The sequence below is a fragment of the Rathayibacter sp. AY2B9 genome (assembly GCF_002931595.1).
GTDB lineage: Bacteria > Actinomycetota > Actinomycetes > Actinomycetales > Microbacteriaceae > Rathayibacter.
This window is the reverse complement of sequence record NZ_PSUB01000008.1, coordinates 41,499-60,297: the sequence shown is the minus strand read 5'-3', so window position 1 is coordinate 60,297 and position 18,799 is coordinate 41,499. Positions and strand designations below refer to the sequence as shown.

Here is an 18,799-nt window from a genome sequence, read left to right as displayed (position 1 = left end):
CGTCTGGACGAGGTCCTGCGTCGGCGATGCTCCGAAGCCCGGCTTCGACCTCGTCAGGACCCGAACCCGGCTCCCGTCGGCTCCTCGGCGTTCCGGATGACGGTGAGCAGGAGGTCGTTCAGCTGCTGGGCGGCGGGGGCGCTCAGGCCGACGTCGCTGAGGTCGTTGGTCGCGAGCGCGACCGCGCGCGCCGCGGTGAGGACGCGCTCCCCGTCGGCGGTCGTACGGATGGGTGTGCGTCGGCCCTTCCCGCGGACTCCGACACGCTCGATCAGCCCTCGCCGCTCCATGCCGTCGAGGACCTCGGACATCGTCTGCGGGCGGACGAAGACCGCGCGGGCGATCTCGGCCGAGGTCAGCTGCGCTCCGCCGGTGAGGCAGGAGAGGACGCCGAACTGCATCAGGCTCACGTCGTGCTCCGCGAGCCCGGCGGTGATGCGCGCGCCGATGATCCGCGCGACCTTGACCGCGTTCCAGCCGAGGACGGCCTCGAGTCCCTCGTCGTCGTCCACGCCGACATCCCTCCCGGGTGATTCAAAGAAACAGGAACCTGCTTCACGAGCTAGCCTGCAGGGTCCTGCTTCTGCAGTCCCCTCCCTGGAGTGTGCACCACACCCCGGACCACATCGATCCGACAGGACATCCCATGACCGGCACGCAGCTCCCCGACGACCGAGGCCGATGGGGCGCGGAGGACGAGCTCGGCACGCTCACCCTCATCGACGACGCCGCACGGCGACGTGCCGCGGAGGAGGTGAGGACCGGCCGCTGGGTCTCGCTCGCCCTCCCCGTGGCTCCCGCGTCGATGCTGGGCGGCCCCTTCGCGCCCGCCGCTCCGCCGTCGCCCCCGGTGCAGCAGGCGCTCCTCTACACCGGTACCCCTCCGATGGGCATGTCCGAGGTGCTGATCGTGACTCCGCACCACCCGGCGATGACCCACCTGGACGCGTTCGCGCACCTGCCCGTCGATGACGGAGTCGTCTACCCGGGCCGGCCTCTCGCCGAAGCCGTCACCGCCGGCGGAGTGATGCACGGATCCACCTCCTCGTTCGCCGAGGGCATCGTCACGCGCGGAGTCCTCCTCGACCTCGCGCCGCAGGGGAGGCTGCCGGCGGCGCACGCGATCCTCGCCGCCGACCTCGACGCGGCCGAGCGCCGGGGAGGCGTCCCCCTGCAGTCCGGCGACGCGCTCGTCGTCCGCAGCGGGTGGGGCTTCTCCTGGGACTCGGAGGAGCAGGCCCCCGGCATGACCGTCGACGCCGTGACCTGGATGCACGAGCGGGGCGTAGCGCTCTACGCGGGGGACGTCGGCGACAGCTTCCCCCCTCACGATCCCGAGATGCCGATGCCGATGCACATGGTCGCGCTCGCACGGCTGGGCATGCCCCTCATCGACAGTGCGGACGTGGAGCAGCTCGCCGTGGTCTGCGCCGAGCTGTCCCGCTGGTCGTTCCTGCTCAGCGTGGCCCCACCGCGCCTGCTCGGGCTCACCGGCGTTCCGGTCAATCCGATCGCCGTCTTCTGAGGTGCGCCGCCGCCGCCCCGCGGATCGCCGCCGAGGACCCGCCGCTCGCCGCTCAGCGGCTGAGGAGGGCGACGAGGTCGGTCGCGATGCGGTGCTCGACGTCGGCCGGGACGGGCTGCACGGCGGCGTCGAGGTCCGCGGTGACGACGGCGGCGAGGCTCCGGGCCTGCAGGGTCAGGCCGAGGTCCATCGCCTGGATCGGGTTGCCGCCGGCCGCGGTGAGGTTGATCATCCGGCCGTTCTCGAGGCGGATGATCCGCTTGCCGTTCTTCAGGCGGATGCCCTGCCGGCGCTGGCCGTCGGCGAACTCGGTGGTCGACTCCGTGGCGGCCGCGAGGGCGTCCTCGTCGATCTCCCACGGGAAGTGGCCGACGCCCGCGATCACGGCGCCGTCGGCGAACGCGTCGATCTCCGCCGCGCCGATGACGCCGGGTGCTCCGGTAGCGGTGAAGACGAACTGCGCGTCCGAGAGGACGTCGGCGACGGGTCCGACGCGGTGGCCGCGGAGGATCGCCTGCAGCGAGCGGATCGGGTCGACGTCCGCGACGGAGACCCGCGCTCCGAGCTGCGAGAGGGTGTCGGCGACCCCGCGCCCGCACGGGCCGTAGCCGATGACCGCGGCGCGGGTGCCTGGGATCATGAGGTTCGTGGCGTTCATGAAGCCCTGGACGACGCTCTGGCCGACCCCGTACTCGTTCTCGACGATCAGCTTGAGGGGCGAGTCGTTGATGACGACGACCGGTCGCGGGAGAGTCGCGCTGTTCTCCCGCAGGCGGAGGCCGCCGGTGGTGGTCTCCTCGGTGCCGCCGAGGTAGTGGTCCGGGACGCCCGAGTCGATGAGGCGGAGAGTCAGGTCGGCGCCGTTGTCGAGGGTGAGATCGGGATCGTGCTCGAGCACCTTCTCGATGTTGCGGAGGTGCTCCGCTTCGCCGTCGCTCTGCTTCGTGTGCACGTGCACGCCGAGGGCGCGGAGGTCGTCGGCGACGTCGTCCTTCGTGGTTCCGGGCGAGCCCGTCAGAGCGATGTCCATCCCGGCCTCGACGAGTAGCGAGACGAGGGCGGCGGTCTTGGGCTCGACGTGGAGGCAGATCGCCAGCTTCTTCCCGGAGAGCGCCGGAGCGAGCTCCCGGACCGCCTGCGCGGTGAGGGGCATGTGGTCGAGAGCCCAGCGGCTCGCCGGGTGGGAGAGGGAGGAGGTCATGGCGGGTCCTGTCTGGAGTGGGTACGTGGGGCGTCGAGTGGGGGCGTCGTGTCGCCGGCGGCGCGGGAGTCGCGTCAGGGCGCTCGGCCCCCGGCGGGCTGCCGCCGCGCCCGGCGTCGCGCGTGCGTCGAGTGCGCTGTCCTGCACGCGACGTCCTGAGGAGGCCGATCGCCGGGGACGGCCGCCAGGACTCGCGCTCCCCTGATCTCCGCGCGACGGAACCTGAGGCGCGTCTCTTCACGGCGGGCCGAGGTCGGCACTGCTCGGATCGTCATCGGTGAGGACACCAGCCCAGTCTGTCGACCCGGACGCGCCCTCGCTCGGATGATCGTGCCCGGCAGCGGCACCCCGGGAGAGGTCGACCTGTCGTCAAGTGACGTCCTGCGCGGCCCGACCAAACGCCACCGCTACCCTGACGCCATGCGCCGCAGCCTCGACGACCCTCTTCGGAACCGCGTCCGCACCGGCTCTCCGTCCGTCGCGTCCGTCTGATGGAGCGGCGACGGACGGACGGCTCGGAGCCGGTTCGCGAGTTCCGGCCCTCGAGGGCCCGGCAGAGGAACGAGTCACGACGGCTGAGGCCCGTCGCCGTCCTTCCCGCGCTGGTCCTGCTGGCGGGGAGCGTCTGGGGCGTCGTGATCGCCGACGACCGCGGGGCAGCGCTGGCCGTCTACCTCGGGTTGTTCGGCTTCGCCACCGTGGTGGCTCTGGTGATCGTCGGAGTGCTGGCGCTCCGCAACCGGCGCTTCCTCGCCACCGCGTCCCTCCGGATCTCGGACCGGGCGATCGAGTGCACGGACGCTCGAGGCAGGGTCGTGACCTTCGACCGCGCCGACCCGTCGGTGAAGGCGCTGCTCGCGTGGGTGCCCGCCGGCCCCAACAGTGAGGGGATCGATCTGCCCCCGTCGCTGATCCTGTTCCTGTCGGACGGGACCCGGTCGCTGCGGCTCCGCGGGGCGGACTGGGAGATCGAGGATCTGCGGGCAGTCGTCGCCGCCGTGACGACGCCGCTCGTACCGGCGGCGCGTGGCGTGCACACCGGTAGCCGGAGCGTGTGGGCGCGCCTGACCGGAGCCGCTCGTCGGCGGAAGATCGAGGCGCCGCCCGTCGCGGAGAAGACGCTCGGCCCCTCCGAGATCAACGAGCTGATCCCCGGGACGATGAGCTTCCGCGAGACCCGTCCGCTGACGTTCGCCCTCCTGATCGGGTTCGGCTCGGTGGCTCTCGTGCTGTGCGTCGTCGTCGGAGTCGCCTTCGTGGTGGTGCCCGGGTAGCGGTGCAGGTCAGCGGCCGAGCCGGGGACCGCTGGGCGGGAGACGCGGGCGACAGGCCCACGCTCCCGAGCGGCGACGTCGCCGGGGCGATCCTGCCCGCGCCCTAGGCTCCACGCATGACACTCACCCAGGACTCCGGTTGGATCTGGTTCGGACTCGCGATCGTCACCGCCGGTCTCGCCGAGCAGAAGGGCCGCTCGCGCTGGCGCTGGTTCGTGCTGGGGCTGCTGCTCGGGCCGATCGCGACGGCCCTCGTCGTGCTGTGGGCGCGTCCCGAGGGCGGAGTGGCGACGGATGTGCGCTGGAACTTCGCGATCGGCGCCGGCGTCGCCGCGGCGGCGCTCGTCCTCGTCGCCGTGACCTCGGCCCTCTGGCTGCTGCTCATCCCCGCCGCGATCGCGGCGCTCGCCGCCGGGCTGCTCGCCTGGCTGAGCCGCCGCGTCCCCTACGAGCACCTGCCCCGCTGACAACCGGCGGCTGGTCGAGTATCGGAACTCGAGATCTCGCGGCCCGAGGCGTCCCGAAAGACATGCCCGGTGACGGGGCCTCTCGCGGGACGTTCGAACGGCTGATCCGCCGAGGACCCCGTGAACCTGAGTCGCCTCCCGTCTAGCGGAGACGGGAGCTCTCACCGTCGAGGTCGATGAGGTCCTGTCCGCCACTGGCCGCCGCTCCACCCAGCGCCACGTCCCCCTCCGGATACGCGTCGTGCGAGAAGCACAGCCGCACCCCCGCCGCCTCCACACGCTCCAGCATCTCGGATGTCCGCTCGTGCGCCCGCGCGTCGTCGCTGATGAACCGCGGCAGCCGGCGCAGGCGCCCGGACCAGCCGAGGAACTCCCGCCCCCACGCCGCGTCTCCGGCCACGAGCACGCGCCCCTCGACGAGCACCCCCAGGTGACCGCGTGCGTGCCCCGGCAGCGGCACCACGAGCAGCGACCCGTCGCCGAACAGGTCGAATCCGGTCAGCCCCTTGATCGTCGTCGCGGGCTGCTCGTCCGCCACGATCCCGGCCTCGAACCACGGCGGCAGCAGCGCGCGGAAGATCCCCTCGCGCACGCGGTTCCGCCGCACGGAGGCGACCTGGCCCGACGACAGCACGAACGTCGCGTCCGGGAACCAGCGCACGCCGCCCACGTGGTCCGGGTGCAGGTGCGTGAGCACCACGAACTCGACGTCGGCCGGGGTCAGGCCGAGGGCGAGCAGCCGCTGGTCGACGGTCTCGTCGTCCGGCACCGTCGCGGGCAGGATGCGCTCGTACAGCCGTCCGACGAGGCCCGTTCCGCGGAACGTCGGCGGGTAGCCCGTGTCCACGAGCACCCGTCGGCCGCTCGCGTGCGTGTAGAGGAAGACGTTCGAGGGGAAGACGCGGCGGGGGAGCCCCTTCCCGCGGAACACCCGGGACAGCGGGAAGACGGTGCTCCCGCACGCCATCACCTGCAGCGACGACTCAGCCACGCGTCCCCCTCAGGTGCTCGCCGACCCGGCGGATGCCCTCGGCCAGCGGCACGGTCGGCTCGTAGCCGAGCTCGGTCCGCGCCCGCGAGATGTCGAGGGTCTGCGCGTAGGCGAGGGTCGCCACGGTGTAGCGGGTGAACGGCGGCTCGCGGCCGGGCAGCAGCCGGTAGACCCGCTCCAGGATCTCGGCGAGCGCGGTCAGCACGCGCAGGTCCACGCGGATGAAGCGCGGCTCCTCGCCCATCGCGGCGAAGAAGCGCTTGAGGAGGTCGCCGAGCGGAGCGGGCTCGCCGTTGGTGATGTTGTAGACGCCGCCGTCGGCGACGGGAGCGTCGGCGGCGAGCACCAGCGCGTGCGCGGCGTTCTCGACGCAGGTGATGTCGACGGGGTTCCGGCCGCCGTCGAAGAGGGGGATGCCGCGGCGGCGACTGGCGGCGACGAAGCGGGGGAGGAGGCTGGGGTCGCCGACGCCGATCAGGCCGCGAGGGCGCAGGATCACGAGCTCGGGGATCCGGCCGGCGCGGTGCGCGTCCTGCAGCAGCCTCTCGGCCTCGATCTTGCTGCGGATGTAGAGGCTCATCCGGCTGCCGGTGTCGACCTCCTCCTCCCGCACCAGGTACTGGTGGCGCCGGGCAGAGTAGATGCTCGGCGACGAGACGAAGACGAAGCGGCGGATCCCGCAGCGCTCGGCCAGCGCGATCATCGCCTCGGTCCCCGCGACGTTCGCGCGCTCGAACTCGCTCCACGTGCCCCACGGGCTCGAGAGCGCCGCGGCGTGCACGAGCACGTCGGCCTCGACGTCCGTCGCGCCCAGCTCGGCGAGGTCGGCGCGGAGGATCGTGGCGCCCTCCTCCTCCAACCGCGCCAGCGCCTCGGGGGCGCGACCGGTGGCGAGCACGTCGTCGCCCGCGGCCAGGAACTCGCGCACCGCGTAGCCGCCGAGGAAGCCCGTCGCCCCGGTGATCAGCACGCGGCGCCGGCGCTCATCGGACATCGACGACCTCCAGCCCGCGCTTGCGGCCCCAGTACCAGAGCAGGATCCCCAGGTACCCGAGCGCCTTGCCCTTCCGGATCGACATCAGCACGACCGCGTCCTTGTCGAGCAGCGCCTCGCTCCGCCCGATCACCTGGCAGACCTTGAGGTGCAGCTCGAGGTCCTCGTCGGTGTCGTCGATGCTCGAGCGCGGGAAGCCGTCGACCTGGAGGTACAGCGCGGCGTCGATCGCGAGGTTGCAGCCGGCGGCCATGAACATCCGGTACCGCTGGCCGGGGCGGCGGTAGAAGACGCCCGGCGCGTGCTCCATCAGGCGGATCAGCGCGGTGCCGAGCACGCCGTCGTACCAGCGGTAGACGGCTTCGTCCCGCCGCGGGGACAGGCGGCCGCCGACGAAACGGGCGCCGCCGCGGAGGTCGGCCTTGAGGCGCGCCACCCAGTCGGCGCTCGGCAGGCAGTCGGCGTCGGTGCGGGCGACGGCCGTCGCGCCCTCGGCGATCGCGTGGCGGAAGCCGGTGTCGGAGGCGGCTCCCGTGCCCTTCTGCGCCTCGTCGATCACGGCGACCTGCCGTTCCGGGCGCCGGCGGCGGAACTCGTCGATCACGGCGCGCGAGCCGTCGGTGCTGCCGTTGTCGACGAGCAGGAGGGTGAAGTCCGGATCGGTCTGGCGGGCGAGCGCGTCGAGGGCGCCGCCGAGCAGCTTCTCCTCGTCGAGGAAGGGCACGACCACCCAGAATCCGCGCGCGTCCATCCGTCCCCCGCTCCGGGACCATGGTGTCGGCGGGGGCCCGTGCCGTCAAACCGCGCCGACACGGCACGCAGAAGTGCAGAGGCGCGCTATACAGGGATTCGCTCCGCACGTCCCGGGGCAGGAAGGGGCCCGCGTGCCCGACCTCCTCCCGCTCCGCATCCTCGGCACGGGCGAAGCGCTGCCCGAGCGGATCGTCACGACCGCCGAGGTCGCCGCGCTCTGCGGCCTGCCCGCCGACGAGGCCGAGCGCCGCTCCGGCGTGCGCACCCGTCACTGGGTCACCGACGACGAGGACCCGCTGGAGCTCGGCCTGCTCGCCGCCCGCCGGGCGCTCGCGGCGGCCGGGCTCGACACGGTCGACGTGGTGCTCAACGCCTCGGGCACTCAGCTGCAGGCGATCCCGGACGGAGGCGCGCTGCTCACGGCGGGACTCGGCCTCGACGACGTCTCGGCGTACAGCGTCGGCGCCACCTGCCTGTCGTTCCTCTTCGCTCTGCAGGAGGCGGGGTTCCTCCTCGCCACGGGTCGCGCCGACACCGTGCTCATCGTCTCGACCGACTGCGGCAGCCGCGGCATCGACCCGGGCCAGCCCGAGAGCGCCCTGCTCTTCGGCGACGCGGCCGCCGCCGTCGTGATCGGCCGCGCCGAGACTCCGGGACAGGGCCTGGTCACCACGCACTTCCGCACCCGCCCGAGCGGTGTGCGCCACGCGCAGTTGCGCGGCTTCGGCTCGCGCATCCGCATCGAGGAGGCGCCCGACCGGCTCGCCGACTTCCGCTTCGACATGCAGGGCAAGGCGCTGCTCGTCGACGCGCTGCGGCACTTCCCGGCGTTCCTCGAGGAGGTGCGGCCCGGCCTCTCGACCGGGCTCCCCGGCATCGACCGCGTGGTTCCGCACCAGACCAGCGCGGCCGGGCTCGAGGGCATGGCCCGCCTCTGGGGCCGCGACCGGATGACGATCACGCTCGGCGAGGTCGGCAACACGATCGGCAGCGCGATCCCACTGGCACTGCACCGCTCGCGCGTGCAGCCGGGGGAGTCGGTGCTGCTGGTGGGCACGGGCGCGGGCACGCACTACGGCGCGGTGATCCTGCAGGCGTGAGAGGCGCACGATCCGGCGGCCCCGATCGAACGGCCGCCGCGGACGTGGTCGCGGCGCTCCTCGCCCTCGTCGGGACGATCGGAGGGGTGGTCGCCGCCGTGCTCGCCGGGCTCGGCGCCGCCGCGAGCGGACTGCTCCTCGCCGGTTGCGCGAGCACCTACCGCAGCACGTTCCTCGAGGTCCAGGACCCGCCGGTCGACTGCCTCGCCGGGCCGGCGTGGCCCTTCCTCCAGTGGTCCGCCGTCGTGGGAGTGGGCGCGGTCCTCGCCTTCGCCGCCCTCGTCATCGGCGCCTACCGGCCCCGCTGGTCCGTCCCGATCAGCATCGTCCTCGCCGCGGCGACCGCGGGATGCGCGGTGCTGATGCTCCCCGGCGGCCGCGCCTAGCCGAGGAGCGACAGGGCCGAGAGCCCGAGGAACGGCGCCATCACCACGAGGCAGACCGCGGCGGAGGGCAGGAACCCGTGGAAGGAGTCCCGCCCGCCGACCAGGCGGAGAGCAGCCCCGTGACCAGCGGCGGGAGCAGGAACAGCAGCAGCCACGGAGCCAGGACCTCCGCGCCCGGCGCCGTCCAGTCGGGCTGGTCGTCGCGGTCGAGCGGAGGGAGCCGCACGAGGAGGAACGCGGCCGTGAGGACGATCGCGGGGAGGACCGACAGGCAGGTGAGCGTGATCGCGGTGAACCTCGCCCCGTCGTCCCGGGAGTACCGGGCACGGTCGGGGTCGGGCGCAGGCCCCCGATCAGTGTCCTCGTCCCAGCCCGGACTGCTGAATCGGATGCGTCCCATGAGGCGATCATGCCGTTCCGGAGCGGGGCCCCGGCCCGGCCGACGGAACCTCCGTCATCCCCGCCGCTCGACCAGTGCCCGCAGCGCGTCGCGGACGAACCGGGCGCCGGCGACTCCGCCGTAGTGCGCCGAGAACCGCTCGTCGTCGACGTACATCTCGCCGAGCCCGAGCAGGTACTCGTCGCTCGGGCCGCCGGTCGCGTCGCGGGGCGTGCCCGGCACCTCGGCGAGCCAGGCGCGGTGCCGCTCGGCGAGCGCGAGCGCCTCCTCCCCGGTCGGATCCGCCCCGCTCGCCGCCGCGGCGGTCCATGCGTCGGCGAGATCCGCCTGCCGCCGGTGCCACTGCTCCCGCTCCTCCGCGCCCATCGAGCGCCACCAGCGGTCGCCGTCGGCGTACGCCGGGGCACCCCAGCGGCGCTCCACCTCCTCGCGGTGCTCCGCGTGGTCGAACCCGTCGAACATCTCCTCGGCCATCGGCCCGTTCCCTTCTCTCATCGTGGTGATCGTCCCGGCGACCGCCCGGATGCGGCGGTCGAGCCGTCGGCGCTCCTCCTGGAGCACGTCGAGGTGCCGCTCGAGAGCGGCCACAGGCTCCGCGTCGCGTCGCAGGATCCGCCCGATCTCGGGCAGCCCGAGACCGAGGTCGCGCAGCAGCAGGATCCGCTGCAGCGTCACGAGCGCGGCGCCGTCGTAGTAGCGGTAGCCGTTCGCGCCCACCCGGCTCGGCGGCAGCAGCCCCTCTGCTCCGTAGTGCCGCAGCGTCCGGCTGGTCGTGCCGGCCAGCCGCGCCACCTCGTGCACGGTCCACTCCTGCTCCACAGCGCCCTCCGTCTCCGCGTCGCCGGGGACTCCGGCGGCGATGGAAGCGACGGTACGGGTTGACGCAACGTCAAGGTCAAGCGGCGGGGACGGATCCGCTAGCGGGCGTCGATCCTGCGCGTTCCCACTCGGAGGACGAGCTCGGTCACCGGCACCGCGGCGATCGAGCAGCAGGCCGCGGGCACCACGGTCAGCAGCGCGACGACAGCGTCCGTCCCGTCGCCCGCATCGGTCCACGCCGCGATCGAGACCACGAGCCAGGCGATCGCGAGGATGCAGACCGTAGAAGCGGTCCAGAGGACCGGCCAGGGCGCGCGACCCCGTCCCGCGGAGTAGGGGAGCCCGCCGACAGCCGCCGTCACGGCGGTCGCCAGAAGCGCTCGGGCCAGCGGGAGGAGCAGCTCGCCGGGGTCCCGGCCGGTGTCGAGGGAGGACAGGGCGAACAGGACCGAGGTCGTCGCGAGCGAGAGGACCCCGGCGACGGCGACGAGCGTCAGCAGGGTCCGGATCAGGAGCCTCACCGGTCGCCCCCGGCGAGGAACGCGCCGCGCTCCTCCAGCAGCCGCCGCAGGTGCCGGTCGAGCACCAGCCGCTCCGCGATCCGCCCGAGGACGCCGAGCGGCGCGGAGTACTCGAGCCGGTCGATCATCACGGAGCCGGAGCCGGAGCCGTCGGACTCGAAGCGGTGCTCGTGCCGGAAGGTCGCGAAGGGCCCGCGGGTCTGCTCGTCGACGAAGGAGTGCGGGGCGTCGAGCACGGTGACGGTGCTGGTCAGCCGGAGCGGGACGCCGAAGTGCCGGGCGCTCCAGGTCACGTGCTCGCCCAGGCCGATCAGCCCGGTGGTCGTCCCGGAGACCGCGCGCTCGCGAGCGCCGGCCTGCGAGGCGGTGTGCAGGTCGATGTCGCGCGCCCGGTCGAACATCTCGGCGGCCGGGCGGGCGGAGCGGGTCACGACCTGGAGGAGCACGGTGTCGATCCTGCCCGCCGCGCCTGCAGCCGGCCGCGGACGCGCCGGTCCGCCCGCCTCACCAGCTCGTCACCACGGTCCGCGTGATCACCCAGCCCTCGTCGCGGCGGACGAGGCGGCTCGTCAGCTGGAGCCGCCAGGTCGCGTGCAGACGGCCGATGGTCGCCTCGGTGATGGTGCGGGAGGTGAGCACCGGGTGCGCGGCGCCGCCCGAGAGGGCGCTCTCGACGTGGTCGATCTCGTGGTACTCCTTGCGCGCCTCGTCGATGTCGGCGAGCCACTCCTCCCGCGACTGCACGAGGCCGGTCGGGTGCTCGATCACGAAGCGCTCGTCGAGCAGCGCCTCGAGCGCGGGCAGGTCCACCAGCTCCAGCGCGTCGAAGAGGGCGGCGTGCACCGCGGTCGGGCCGTCGTCCTCCAGCTCGTCGCCCCTGCCGGCGGTCCCGTCGCCGCTCATGCCGGCGGTCCCGTCGTCGCGCGGCGGACGAGCTGCGTCGGCAGCTGCACGTGCAGCGAGCGCGGCTCGCGCCCGGCCATCAGGGCGATCAGCATCTCGGCGGCGGTCGCTCCGAGCGTCTGCATCGGCTGGCGGACGGTGGTCAGCGGCGGATCGAAGCGCGCGGCCTCGGGCACGTCGTCGAAGCCGATCACCGACAGGTCGTGGGGCACGGCGAGGCCCAGGTGCGCGGCGGTCTCGATGATCGCCAGCGCCGAGACGTCGTTGGCGGCGAAGACCGCGGTCGGCCGGTCGGGCAGCGACAGGAGCGAGGAGGCGGGCCGCCGGGCGGTGTCGCGGTGGTAGTTGCCCACCCGCAGCAGGCGCTCGTCGAAGGCGATGCCGGCCTCCGCCAGCGCCGCCCGGTAGCCGGCCTCGCGCAGCCGCGCCGAGCGCAGGTCGCCGCGACCCGCGACGAAGCCGATGCGGCGGTGCCCGAGGGTGACGAGGTGGCGGGTGGCGAGCAGGGCGCCGCCGAAGTTGTCGGACTCGACGGTCGGCAGGTCGGCGCGGCCGGTGTGCGGGTCCACGGCGACGAGCGGGATGTCGGAGGGGGCGCTCACCACGCTCGGCGTGACCATGATCGCCCCGTCGATGAGGGTGCCGCTGAGCCGGCTGAGCGAGCGCCGCTCCCAGCCCTCCTGCTCGCCCTCGTGGGAGCCGGAGTAGGCGAGCAGGTCGAACCGCGACTCCGCCAGCACCGACCCCACGCCCTTCAGGATCTCGGCGCTGAACGGCTCGAACCCCGCGACGAGCACGCCGATCACGCCCGTGCGCCGGGAGCGCATGCTGCTCGCGACGAGGCTCGACTCGTAGCCGAGCTCGCGCACGACCTCGAGCACGCGGGTGGCGGTGGAGGGGGCGATGCCGTAGCGGCCGTTCACGGCCTTGGACACCGTCGCCACCGAGACGCCGGCGGCAGCGGCGACGTCGTGGATGGTCGGTCGGGTGGTCATGTGGCCGACTGTAACCCCTGCTTCGAAAACCATTTCGAAAACGTTTGACCACTTTCGCAAGCACTGCGGACACTGACTCCACCCGCGAAGGCGGGAACCCCCACGGCGCCGGTGCACCAGGCGGCGCCCTCGATGAAGAGAACGGTTGGACGATGAAGTTCAGGAAGATCGCAGTGGCGACAGCAGCCCTGCTCGGCACGGTCGCGGCCCTCACCGGCTGCTCGGCCCAGGACTCGGGATCGAGCGACGGCACCGTCGCGATGACCCTCTGGCAGAACTCGACCACGGGCCCCGGCCAGGAGTTCTGGGACAAGACGATCGCGGACTTCGAGGCCGCGAACCCCGGAGTGACCATCGAGTCGCAGGCCATCCAGAACGAGGATCTCGACGGCAAGCTCCAGACGGCGCTCAACTCGGGCGACGCCCCCGACGTCTTCCTCCAGCGCGGAGGCGGCAAGCTCGCCGCCATGGTCGCGGGCGGACAGCTGAAGGACCTCACCGACGGCATCTCGGACCAGGCGCGCAGCGAGATCCCCGAGGGCTCGTTCTCGGCGAACACGCTCGACGACAAGGTCTGGGCGATGCCGGTCGCCGTCCTCCCGGGCGGCCTGTTCTACAGCCAGGACGTCTTCACGGCGGCGGGCGTCACCGAGACCCCGAAGACCATCGACGAGCTCGACTCGGCGATCACGAAGATCAAGGGCAGCGGAGCCCAGGCCGTCGCGCTCGGCGCGAAGGACGCCTGGCCCGCCGCGCACTGGTACTACTTCTTCGCGCTGCGCGAGTGCAGCGCCGACACCATGGCCGAGGCGGCCGACACCAAGGACTTCTCGGACGACTGCTGGGTCCGCGCGGGCGAGGACCTGCAGGACTTCGCGGCGACCGAGCCGTTCAACGAGGGCTTCCTCACCACCGCCGCCCAGCAGGGCGCGGGCAGCTCGGCCGGACTCCTCGCCAACCACCAGGCGTCGATGGAGCTCATGGGCGCGTGGGACCCGGGCGTGATCGCCTCCCTCACCCCCGACGAGAAGCCGCTGCCCGACCTGGGCTGGTTCCCCTTCCCCGAGATCGACGGCGGCGACGGCGAGGCCGGCGCGATCATGGGCGGCGTCGACGGCTACTCCTGCTCCGCGGGCGCTCCTGACGAGTGCGTGGACTTCCTCAACTACCTGGCCACCTCCGACGTGCAGAAGGAGTACTACGCGGCCTTCAACGCGCCCCCGGTGAACACCGTGGCGCAGGAGGCGGTCACCGAGCCGTACCTGCAGCAGATCCTCGAGGCCTACAACTCGGCCCCGTACGTCTCGCAGTGGCTCGACACCGTCTACGGCCTCAACGTCGGCAACGCGCTGAACGTCGGAGTCGTCGACCTGCTGGCCGGCAAGAGCGACCCCGAGCAGCTGGTCGAGGCCGTCAACGCCGCCGCGGCGAAGGCCTAGCCACCATGGCACTCCGCGAGAGCCCGCTCCTCGGAGTGGATGAGCCCCGCGGGACCGCGCGCACCGGAGGCGTCACCTCGACGCCTCCGGTGCGCCGGCGCCGCCGCAGCGTGGGCTGGGCGGGGCGCTTCGAGATCGCGCTCCTGGTCGGCCCGGCGCTGATCGTCTTCCTCGCCTTCGTGATCTTCCCGGTCGTGATGGCGGCCTACTACGGCTTCTTCAGCTGGCAGGGCTACGGAGTGCCGACGGACTTCGTCGGCTTCCGCAACTACCTGACGATCCTGCAGGACCCCACCTTCCACGACGCCCTCGCGCACAACGGCATCATCGTGGTGCTCTCGCTCGTGCTCCAGGGGCCGGTCGCGATCCTCCTGGCGCTGCTGCTGAACCGCAAGCTGCGCGGGCAGTCGATCATCCGCGTCCTGATCTTCGTGCCGTACGTGATCTCGGAGGTCGTCGTCGGCACCGGCTGGAGCCTGATGCTCCAGACCAGCGGCGCGGTCAACGGCCTGCTCGAGAAGGTCGGCCTCGGCGCGCTGAAGCAGGACTGGCTCTCGGATCCGGCGATCGCGATCTGGACGCTGATGCTGATCATCACGTGGAAGTACATCGGCTTCGCCGTGATCCTCTTCCTCGCGGGTCTGCAGGGCATCCCCGAGGAGCTGTCCGAGGCCGCGGCCATCGACGGCGCCTCCTACTGGCAGGTGCAGCGGCGGATCACCCTGCCCCTGCTCGCGCCGACCCTGCGGATCTGGGCGTTCCTGTCGATCATCGGCGCTCTGCAGCTGTTCGACCTCGTCTACATCATCTGGGGCCAGTACGTGTCCTCGACCGCGGGCACCTCGACCATGGCGATCTACCTGGTCACCAACGGCCGCAATGCCGGCAACTACGGGTACGGGAACGCCGTCGCGGTGGTCCTGTTCCTGATCTCGCTCGTGGTGGCGCTGCTCTACCAGCGCTTCGTGCTCCGGCGCGACACGGCGGGCGCACTGACGGGAGACAAGCGATGACCGGCACGACGATGACGGCCCCGCCGATCACTCCGGAGACCCCTCGGCCTCTCGCGGTGAAGCGGCGCCGGCAGCCCCTGGGCCGCGGCACCACGATCGCCTACGTCGTGGCGATCGTCGTGATCGCGCTGATGCTCGCCCCGGTGGCCTACATCATCCTCGGCGGCTTCCGCACGAACGCGCAGATCACCACCGACCCGGCGGGCCTGCCCTCGCCGTGGAACGTGCAGAACTACCTCGACGTGATCACCGGCGGCGTCTTCTGGCAGGAGGTGGGCAACTCCACCATCGCCGGCCTCGCGACGACGCTCGGCGTGGTCGTGCTCGGCCTGATGGCGAGCTACGTCCTGGCCCGCTACGACTTCACCGGGCGCGGCGTGTTCTACGCGCTCTTCGCCGCCGGCCTGATGTTCCCGATGACCGTGGCGATCACTCCTCTCTACCTGGTGATCAAGAGCCTCGGCCTGATGAACTCGCTCGCCGGAGTGGTGCTGCCGCAGATCGCGTTCGGCCTGCCGACCACGATCATCATCCTGGTGCCGTTCCTCCGCGCGATCCCGGACGAGATCCAGGAGGCGGCCTTCATCGACGGCTGCAGCCGGATCGGCTTCTTCTTCCGGATGGTCGTGCGCCTGGCGATGCCCGGCGTGATCACCACGGGGATCCTCGCGTTCATCGCGAGCTGGAACAGCTACCTGCTGCCCCTGTTCATCCTCAACAACGAGTCCACCTTCACGCTCCCGCTCGGAGTGCAGGCGTTCTCGTCGCAGTACTCGGTCGACACGGCGAAGGTGCTCGCCTTCGTGTCGCTGTCGATGATCCCGGCGCTGATCTTCTTCAGCGTCTTCGAGCGCCGCATCGTCGGCGGGCTGACGGGGGCGGTGAAGGGATGAGCGGATCGCTCCGCCCGTCCGCCGCGTCCCCCGTTCCGTCCGCACCCGTCACCCCACCCGCAGAGAGGGTCGCACCGTGACCGCACCGCACGCACCAGAGGACCCCCAGGCCCCGTCCGCCCGCACCACCGAGCTGCTGGGCCGGATGACGCTGGAGGAGAAGCTCTCCCAGCTGGTCGGCTACTGGGTCGACCAGGGCGGCGAGGTCGTCGCCCCGCTCGCCGGCGAGATGGCCACCTCGACCGGGTACGCCGAGGCGACCCGCGAGGGGATCGGCCAGCTGACCCGCGTCTACGGCACGCGCCCCGTCGATCCGCTCGAGCGCGCCCGCTGGCTGTGGGCGGAGCAGCGCCGGCTCGTCGAGGAGACGCGGCTGGGCATCCCGGCGATCGTCCACGAGGAGTGCCTGACCGGGCTCGCCGCCTGGCAGGCCGCGACGTTCCCGACTCCGCTCGCCTGGGGCGCCTCCTTCGACCCGGAGCTCGTGGCCGAGCTCGGCGCCGTGATCGGCGGCTCGATGCGCGAGCTCGGGATCCACCAGGGCCTGGCGCCCGTGCTCGACGTGATCCGCGACCCCCGCTGGGGCCGGGTCGACGAGTGCATCGCCGAGGACCCGTACGTCGTCGGCACGATCGGCACCGCGTACGTGCAGGGACTGCAGTCCACCGGCGTCGACGCGACGCTGAAGCACTTCATCGGCTACTCCGCCTCCCGCGGCGGCCGCAACCACGCGCCGGTGCACGCCGGACCGCGCGAGATCGCGGACGTGCTGCTGCCGCCGTTCGAGATGGCGATCCGCGACGGGGGCGCCCGCTCGGTGATGAACTCCTACGCCGAGATCGACGGGGACCCGGTCGGAGCGACGCCCGCCTACCTCACGGGCGTGCTGCGCGAGCGCTGGGGCTTCGACGGCGTGGTCGTCGCCGACTACTTCTCGGTCGCGTTCCTCCACCTCATGCACGCGGTCGCCGCCGACCTGGGCGAGGCGGCCGAGCTGGCTCTCGCCGCGGGGATCGACGTGGAGCTGCCCACGGGCGACGCGTTCCTCGCGCCGCTGGCCGCGCGCATCCGGGCCGGGGAGGCCGACGAGGCGCTCGTCGACCGGGCCGTGCTGCGGGTGCTCGCGCAGAAGGAGCGGCTCGGCCTGCTCGACGCGCGCTTCGACGACGCCCCCGAGTCGATCGACCTCGACTCGCCGGCCCACCGCGACATCGCCCGTCGGCTGGCCGAGGAGTCGGTGGTGCTGCTCGCGAACGACGGCGTCCTGCCGCTCGCTGCGCCGCGCCGCCTCGCGCTGATCGGTCCCAACGCCGACAGCGCGCCCGCGCTCATGGGCTGCTACTCCTTCGCCAACCACGTGCTGGCGCACCACCCGGGCGTGCCGCTGGGCTTCGAGATCCCGACGGTCGCGGACGCGCTGGCCGGCGAGTTCGGCTCGGCCGAGCTGCTGCTCGCCGAGGGCTGCTCGGTCGAGGGCGACGACGCCTCCGGGATCGCGGAGGCGGTCCGGGCGGCCGCCGACTCCGACGTGGCGATCGTGGTCGTCGGCGACCGGGCGGGCCTGTTCGGCCGCGGCACGGTCGGCGAGGGCAACGACGTCGAGAGCCTCGAGCTCCCGGGCCGCCAGCGCGAGCTGGTCGAGGCCGTCGTGGCGACGGGGACCCCGGTCGTGCTCGTGCTGCTGACCGGCCGCCCCTACGCCGTGGGCTGGGCGCTCGACGGGCCGTCGGCTCCCGCCGCCGTGCTGCAGGCGTTCTTCCCGGGGGAGGAGGGCGCCGGCGCGATCGCGGGCGTCGTCTCGGGACGGGTCGACCCCTCCGGCCACCTGCCGGTCTCGCTGCCGCGCTCGGCCGGGGCGCAGCCGTTCTCGTACCTGCACCCGATCCTCGGCGGGCCGTCGGACGTGACCTCCGCCGACAGCACGCCGGTGCGGCCGTTCGGCCACGGGCTTTCGTACACGCACTTCGCCCGGACGGAGCTGGCGGTCGACGAGTCCGCCCCGACGGACGGCTCCTTCACGGCGACCGTGCGCGTCCGCAACACGGGCGAGCGGGCGGGCACCGACCTAGTGCAGCTGTACGCCCGCGACGTGTTCGCGAGCGTGACCCGGCCGGTGGCGCAGCTGCTCGGCTACGCGCGGGTCGCGCTCGAGCCCGGCGAGGAGGCGGAGGTCCGCTTCGAGGTCCCGGCCGCGCGCCTGGCCTTCACCGGACGCGAGGGCGTGCGGATCGTCGAGCCCGGCCGCGTCGAGCTGTGGGTGGGCCCGGACTGCGCGACGCGCGAGACGGAGGCGGCGCTCGAGCTGGTCGGCCCGGCCGCCACGATCGACGCCTCGTCGCAGCGCCTCGTCGGCACGCGGGTCCAGCGGGCGGGAGCGGGCGTCCCGGCCTGACCCGTGCACAACGCTGGAAGGATCGCTCCGGCGGGCCGTGGATCCGCGGATCCCGGTGCCCGCGGGGCGATCCTTCCTGAGGTCTGAGCACGGCGCGGCTCCGGCACCGCTCTGGCGCGGCTCGGACGGGCGCGGCAGGCTGGGGGGATGAGCGACGACGCGAAGCAGACCCTCCTCCGCTACCTGCAGGAGGGGCGCGACGCCCTGCTGCAGAAGCTCGACGGGCTCGACGAGTACGACGTGCGGCGGCCGCTGGTCGCGACGGGCACGAACCTGCTCGGCCTGGTGAAGCACGTGGCGGGCACCGAGGCGGGCTACCTCGGCGCCGTGTTCGGGCGGCCGTTCCCGGAGCCGATGCCGTGGATGGAGGACGAGTCGGAGCCGAACTCGGACATGTGGGCGACGGCCGACGAGTCGACGGCCGACGTCGTCGCGCTGTACCGCCGCGTGTGGGCCCACTCCGACGCGACGGTCGCGGCCCTCCCGCTCGATGCTCCCGGGCAGGTCCCCTGGTGGACGAACCGCGACGTGACGCTGCACCGGATCCTCGTCCACATCACCGCGGAGACGCACCGGCACGCGGGCCACGCCGACATCGTCCGCGAGCTGATCGACGGGCGGGTCGGGCTCCGGACGCCCGGCGACAACCTCCCGCCGGTGCCGGAGGAGTGGTGGCCGGAGTACCGGGAGCGCCTCGAGTCGCTGGCGCGCGCCGTCCGCGACCGGGGCTGAC

Annotated in this window: 21 protein-coding genes; 10 read left to right on the top strand and 11 right to left on the bottom strand. The window is 73.0% G+C overall.

Features of this window, described 5'->3' with window-relative positions; all coding sequences use genetic code 11:
• Positions 1-53 precede the first annotated feature (53 nt).
• Entirely contained in the window at positions 54-512 is a 459-nt protein-coding gene (locus C5C25_RS09375) for a MarR family winged helix-turn-helix transcriptional regulator (protein ID WP_219814398.1), read from the bottom strand.
• Between the two features lie 134 nt (positions 513-646).
• On the opposite strand from C5C25_RS09375, the gene C5C25_RS09370 reads away from it, so the two are divergent.
• On the top strand, positions 647-1,525 hold the full coding sequence (locus tag C5C25_RS09370) for a cyclase family protein (protein ID WP_104250431.1): 879 nt from the start codon (positions 647-649) through the stop codon (positions 1,523-1,525).
• 52 nt (positions 1,526-1,577) lie between these two features.
• Here the strand turns inward: C5C25_RS09370 and C5C25_RS09365 are convergent, their stop codons facing one another.
• Positions 1,578-2,726 carry an adenosylhomocysteinase gene (locus C5C25_RS09365; protein ID WP_104250430.1) on the bottom strand — a complete coding sequence of 383 codons (1,149 nt, stop codon included), beginning with the start codon at positions 2,724-2,726 and terminating at the stop codon, positions 1,578-1,580.
• Between the two features lie 491 nt (positions 2,727-3,217).
• Between C5C25_RS09365 and C5C25_RS09360 the strand changes: the two genes are divergently transcribed.
• Together C5C25_RS09360 and C5C25_RS09355 are read left to right on the top strand one after the other, a co-directional pair.
• Positions 3,218-4,000, top strand: coding sequence for a hypothetical protein (locus tag C5C25_RS09360; RefSeq protein ID WP_181133676.1), 783 nt, complete (start codon positions 3,218-3,220; stop codon positions 3,998-4,000).
• A gap of 116 nt (positions 4,001-4,116) precedes the next feature.
• Positions 4,117-4,467 carry a hypothetical protein gene (locus tag C5C25_RS09355; protein WP_104226336.1) on the top strand — a complete coding sequence of 117 codons (351 nt, stop codon included), beginning with the start codon at positions 4,117-4,119 and terminating at the stop codon, positions 4,465-4,467.
• Positions 4,468-4,609: 142 nt separating this feature from the next.
• Here C5C25_RS09355 and C5C25_RS09350 read toward each other — a convergent pair whose 3' ends face one another.
• Genes C5C25_RS09350 through C5C25_RS09340 form a run of 3 tightly spaced genes read right to left on the bottom strand, consistent with a single transcriptional unit; the run spans position 4,610 to position 7,203 of the window.
• Positions 4,610-5,458, bottom strand: a complete 849-nt coding sequence (locus C5C25_RS09350; RefSeq protein WP_104250428.1) for an MBL fold metallo-hydrolase — start codon at positions 5,456-5,458, stop codon at positions 4,610-4,612.
• On the bottom strand, positions 5,451-6,452 hold the full coding sequence (locus tag C5C25_RS09345; RefSeq protein WP_104250427.1) for an NAD(P)-dependent oxidoreductase: 1,002 nt from the start codon (positions 6,450-6,452) through the stop codon (positions 5,451-5,453). The genes C5C25_RS09350 and C5C25_RS09345 overlap by 8 nt, the downstream gene beginning before the upstream one ends.
• Positions 6,442-7,203, bottom strand: a complete 762-nt coding sequence (locus C5C25_RS09340) for a glycosyltransferase (protein ID WP_104250426.1) — start codon at positions 7,201-7,203, stop codon at positions 6,442-6,444. The genes C5C25_RS09345 and C5C25_RS09340 overlap by 11 nt, the downstream gene beginning before the upstream one ends.
• Before the next feature lie 133 nt (positions 7,204-7,336).
• Between C5C25_RS09340 and C5C25_RS09335 the strand changes: the two genes are divergently transcribed.
• On the top strand, positions 7,337-8,305 hold the full coding sequence (locus C5C25_RS09335; protein WP_104250425.1) for a 3-oxoacyl-ACP synthase III family protein: 969 nt from the start codon (positions 7,337-7,339) through the stop codon (positions 8,303-8,305).
• Positions 8,302-8,691 (top strand): hypothetical protein, encoded by a 390-nt coding sequence (locus tag C5C25_RS09330; protein ID WP_146079462.1) that lies wholly within the window; start codon positions 8,302-8,304, stop codon positions 8,689-8,691. The genes C5C25_RS09335 and C5C25_RS09330 overlap by 4 nt, the downstream gene beginning before the upstream one ends.
• 40 nt (positions 8,692-8,731) lie before the next feature.
• Here the strand turns inward: C5C25_RS09330 and C5C25_RS09325 are convergent, their stop codons facing one another.
• From C5C25_RS09325 to C5C25_RS09300, 6 genes are all read right to left on the bottom strand, one after another.
• Positions 8,732-9,091: a hypothetical protein gene (locus C5C25_RS09325; protein ID WP_104250423.1), complete on the bottom strand. Its 360-nt coding sequence runs from the start codon at positions 9,089-9,091 to the stop codon at positions 8,732-8,734.
• Between the two features lie 54 nt (positions 9,092-9,145).
• Positions 9,146-9,910 carry a TipAS antibiotic-recognition domain-containing protein gene (locus tag C5C25_RS09320; RefSeq protein WP_104250422.1) on the bottom strand — a complete coding sequence of 255 codons (765 nt, stop codon included), beginning with the start codon at positions 9,908-9,910 and terminating at the stop codon, positions 9,146-9,148.
• A gap of 98 nt (positions 9,911-10,008) precedes the next feature.
• On the bottom strand, positions 10,009-10,431 hold the full coding sequence (locus C5C25_RS09315; RefSeq protein WP_104250421.1) for a hypothetical protein: 423 nt from the start codon (positions 10,429-10,431) through the stop codon (positions 10,009-10,011).
• Positions 10,428-10,877 carry an SRPBCC family protein gene (locus tag C5C25_RS09310; protein ID WP_308470796.1) on the bottom strand — a complete coding sequence of 150 codons (450 nt, stop codon included), beginning with the start codon at positions 10,875-10,877 and terminating at the stop codon, positions 10,428-10,430. Before C5C25_RS09310 ends, C5C25_RS09315 begins: the two co-directional genes overlap by 4 nt.
• Before the next feature lie 58 nt (positions 10,878-10,935).
• Complete coding sequence (locus C5C25_RS09305; protein ID WP_104234103.1) at positions 10,936-11,334, bottom strand: nuclear transport factor 2 family protein; 399 nt, start codon at positions 11,332-11,334, stop codon at positions 10,936-10,938.
• Positions 11,331-12,329 carry a LacI family DNA-binding transcriptional regulator gene (locus C5C25_RS09300; protein ID WP_104250420.1) on the bottom strand — a complete coding sequence of 333 codons (999 nt, stop codon included), beginning with the start codon at positions 12,327-12,329 and terminating at the stop codon, positions 11,331-11,333. Before C5C25_RS09300 ends, C5C25_RS09305 begins: the two co-directional genes overlap by 4 nt.
• 152 nt (positions 12,330-12,481) lie before the next feature.
• On the opposite strand from C5C25_RS09300, the gene C5C25_RS09295 reads away from it, so the two are divergent.
• The 5 genes from C5C25_RS09295 (at position 12,482) to C5C25_RS09275 (ending at position 18,798) form a co-directional block, all read left to right on the top strand.
• Positions 12,482-13,768 (top strand): ABC transporter substrate-binding protein, encoded by a 1,287-nt coding sequence (locus C5C25_RS09295; protein ID WP_104250419.1) that lies wholly within the window; start codon positions 12,482-12,484, stop codon positions 13,766-13,768.
• Between the two features lie 5 nt (positions 13,769-13,773).
• Positions 13,774-14,781 carry a carbohydrate ABC transporter permease gene (locus tag C5C25_RS09290; protein WP_104226347.1) on the top strand — a complete coding sequence of 336 codons (1,008 nt, stop codon included), beginning with the start codon at positions 13,774-13,776 and terminating at the stop codon, positions 14,779-14,781.
• Positions 14,778-15,674, top strand: a complete 897-nt coding sequence (locus tag C5C25_RS09285; RefSeq protein WP_104224899.1) for a carbohydrate ABC transporter permease — start codon at positions 14,778-14,780, stop codon at positions 15,672-15,674. The genes C5C25_RS09290 and C5C25_RS09285 overlap by 4 nt, the downstream gene beginning before the upstream one ends.
• 145 nt (positions 15,675-15,819) lie before the next feature.
• Positions 15,820-18,066 carry a glycoside hydrolase family 3 N-terminal domain-containing protein gene (locus C5C25_RS09280; protein WP_104250418.1) on the top strand — a complete coding sequence of 749 codons (2,247 nt, stop codon included), beginning with the start codon at positions 15,820-15,822 and terminating at the stop codon, positions 18,064-18,066.
• Between the two features lie 147 nt (positions 18,067-18,213).
• A complete protein-coding gene (locus tag C5C25_RS09275; protein ID WP_104239177.1) occupies positions 18,214-18,798 on the top strand; it encodes a DinB family protein in 585 nt (194 codons plus the stop codon).
• Position 18,799 lies beyond the last annotated feature (1 nt).

Bases quoted from the DNA above. Each gene is read 5' to 3' on its own strand.
- C5C25_RS09370 (WP_104250431.1), top strand. From the start codon at position 647: ATGACCGGCACGCAGCTCCCCGACGACCGAGGCCGATGGGGCGCGGAG.
- C5C25_RS09365 (WP_104250430.1), bottom strand. From the start codon at position 2,726: ATGACCTCCTCCCTCTCCCACCCGGCGAGCCGCTGGGCTCTCGACCAC.
- C5C25_RS09360 (WP_181133676.1), top strand. From the start codon at position 3,218: ATGGAGCGGCGACGGACGGACGGCTCGGAGCCGGTTCGCGAGTTCCGG.
- C5C25_RS09355 (WP_104226336.1), top strand. From the start codon at position 4,117: ATGACACTCACCCAGGACTCCGGTTGGATCTGGTTCGGACTCGCGATC.
- C5C25_RS09345 (WP_104250427.1), bottom strand. From the start codon at position 6,452: ATGTCCGATGAGCGCCGGCGCCGCGTGCTGATCACCGGGGCGACGGGC.
- C5C25_RS09340 (WP_104250426.1), bottom strand. From the start codon at position 7,203: ATGGACGCGCGCGGATTCTGGGTGGTCGTGCCCTTCCTCGACGAGGAG.
- C5C25_RS09325 (WP_104250423.1), bottom strand. From the start codon at position 9,091: ATGGGACGCATCCGATTCAGCAGTCCGGGCTGGGACGAGGACACTGAT.
- C5C25_RS09305 (WP_104234103.1), bottom strand. From the start codon at position 11,334: ATGAGCGGCGACGGGACCGCCGGCAGGGGCGACGAGCTGGAGGACGAC.
- C5C25_RS09300 (WP_104250420.1), bottom strand. From the start codon at position 12,329: ATGACCACCCGACCGACCATCCACGACGTCGCCGCTGCCGCCGGCGTC.
- C5C25_RS09295 (WP_104250419.1), top strand. From the start codon at position 12,482: ATGAAGTTCAGGAAGATCGCAGTGGCGACAGCAGCCCTGCTCGGCACG.
- C5C25_RS09290 (WP_104226347.1), top strand. From the start codon at position 13,774: ATGGCACTCCGCGAGAGCCCGCTCCTCGGAGTGGATGAGCCCCGCGGG.
- C5C25_RS09285 (WP_104224899.1), top strand. From the start codon at position 14,778: ATGACCGGCACGACGATGACGGCCCCGCCGATCACTCCGGAGACCCCT.
- C5C25_RS09280 (WP_104250418.1), top strand. From the start codon at position 15,820: ATGACGCTGGAGGAGAAGCTCTCCCAGCTGGTCGGCTACTGGGTCGAC.
- C5C25_RS09275 (WP_104239177.1), top strand. From the start codon at position 18,214: ATGAGCGACGACGCGAAGCAGACCCTCCTCCGCTACCTGCAGGAGGGG.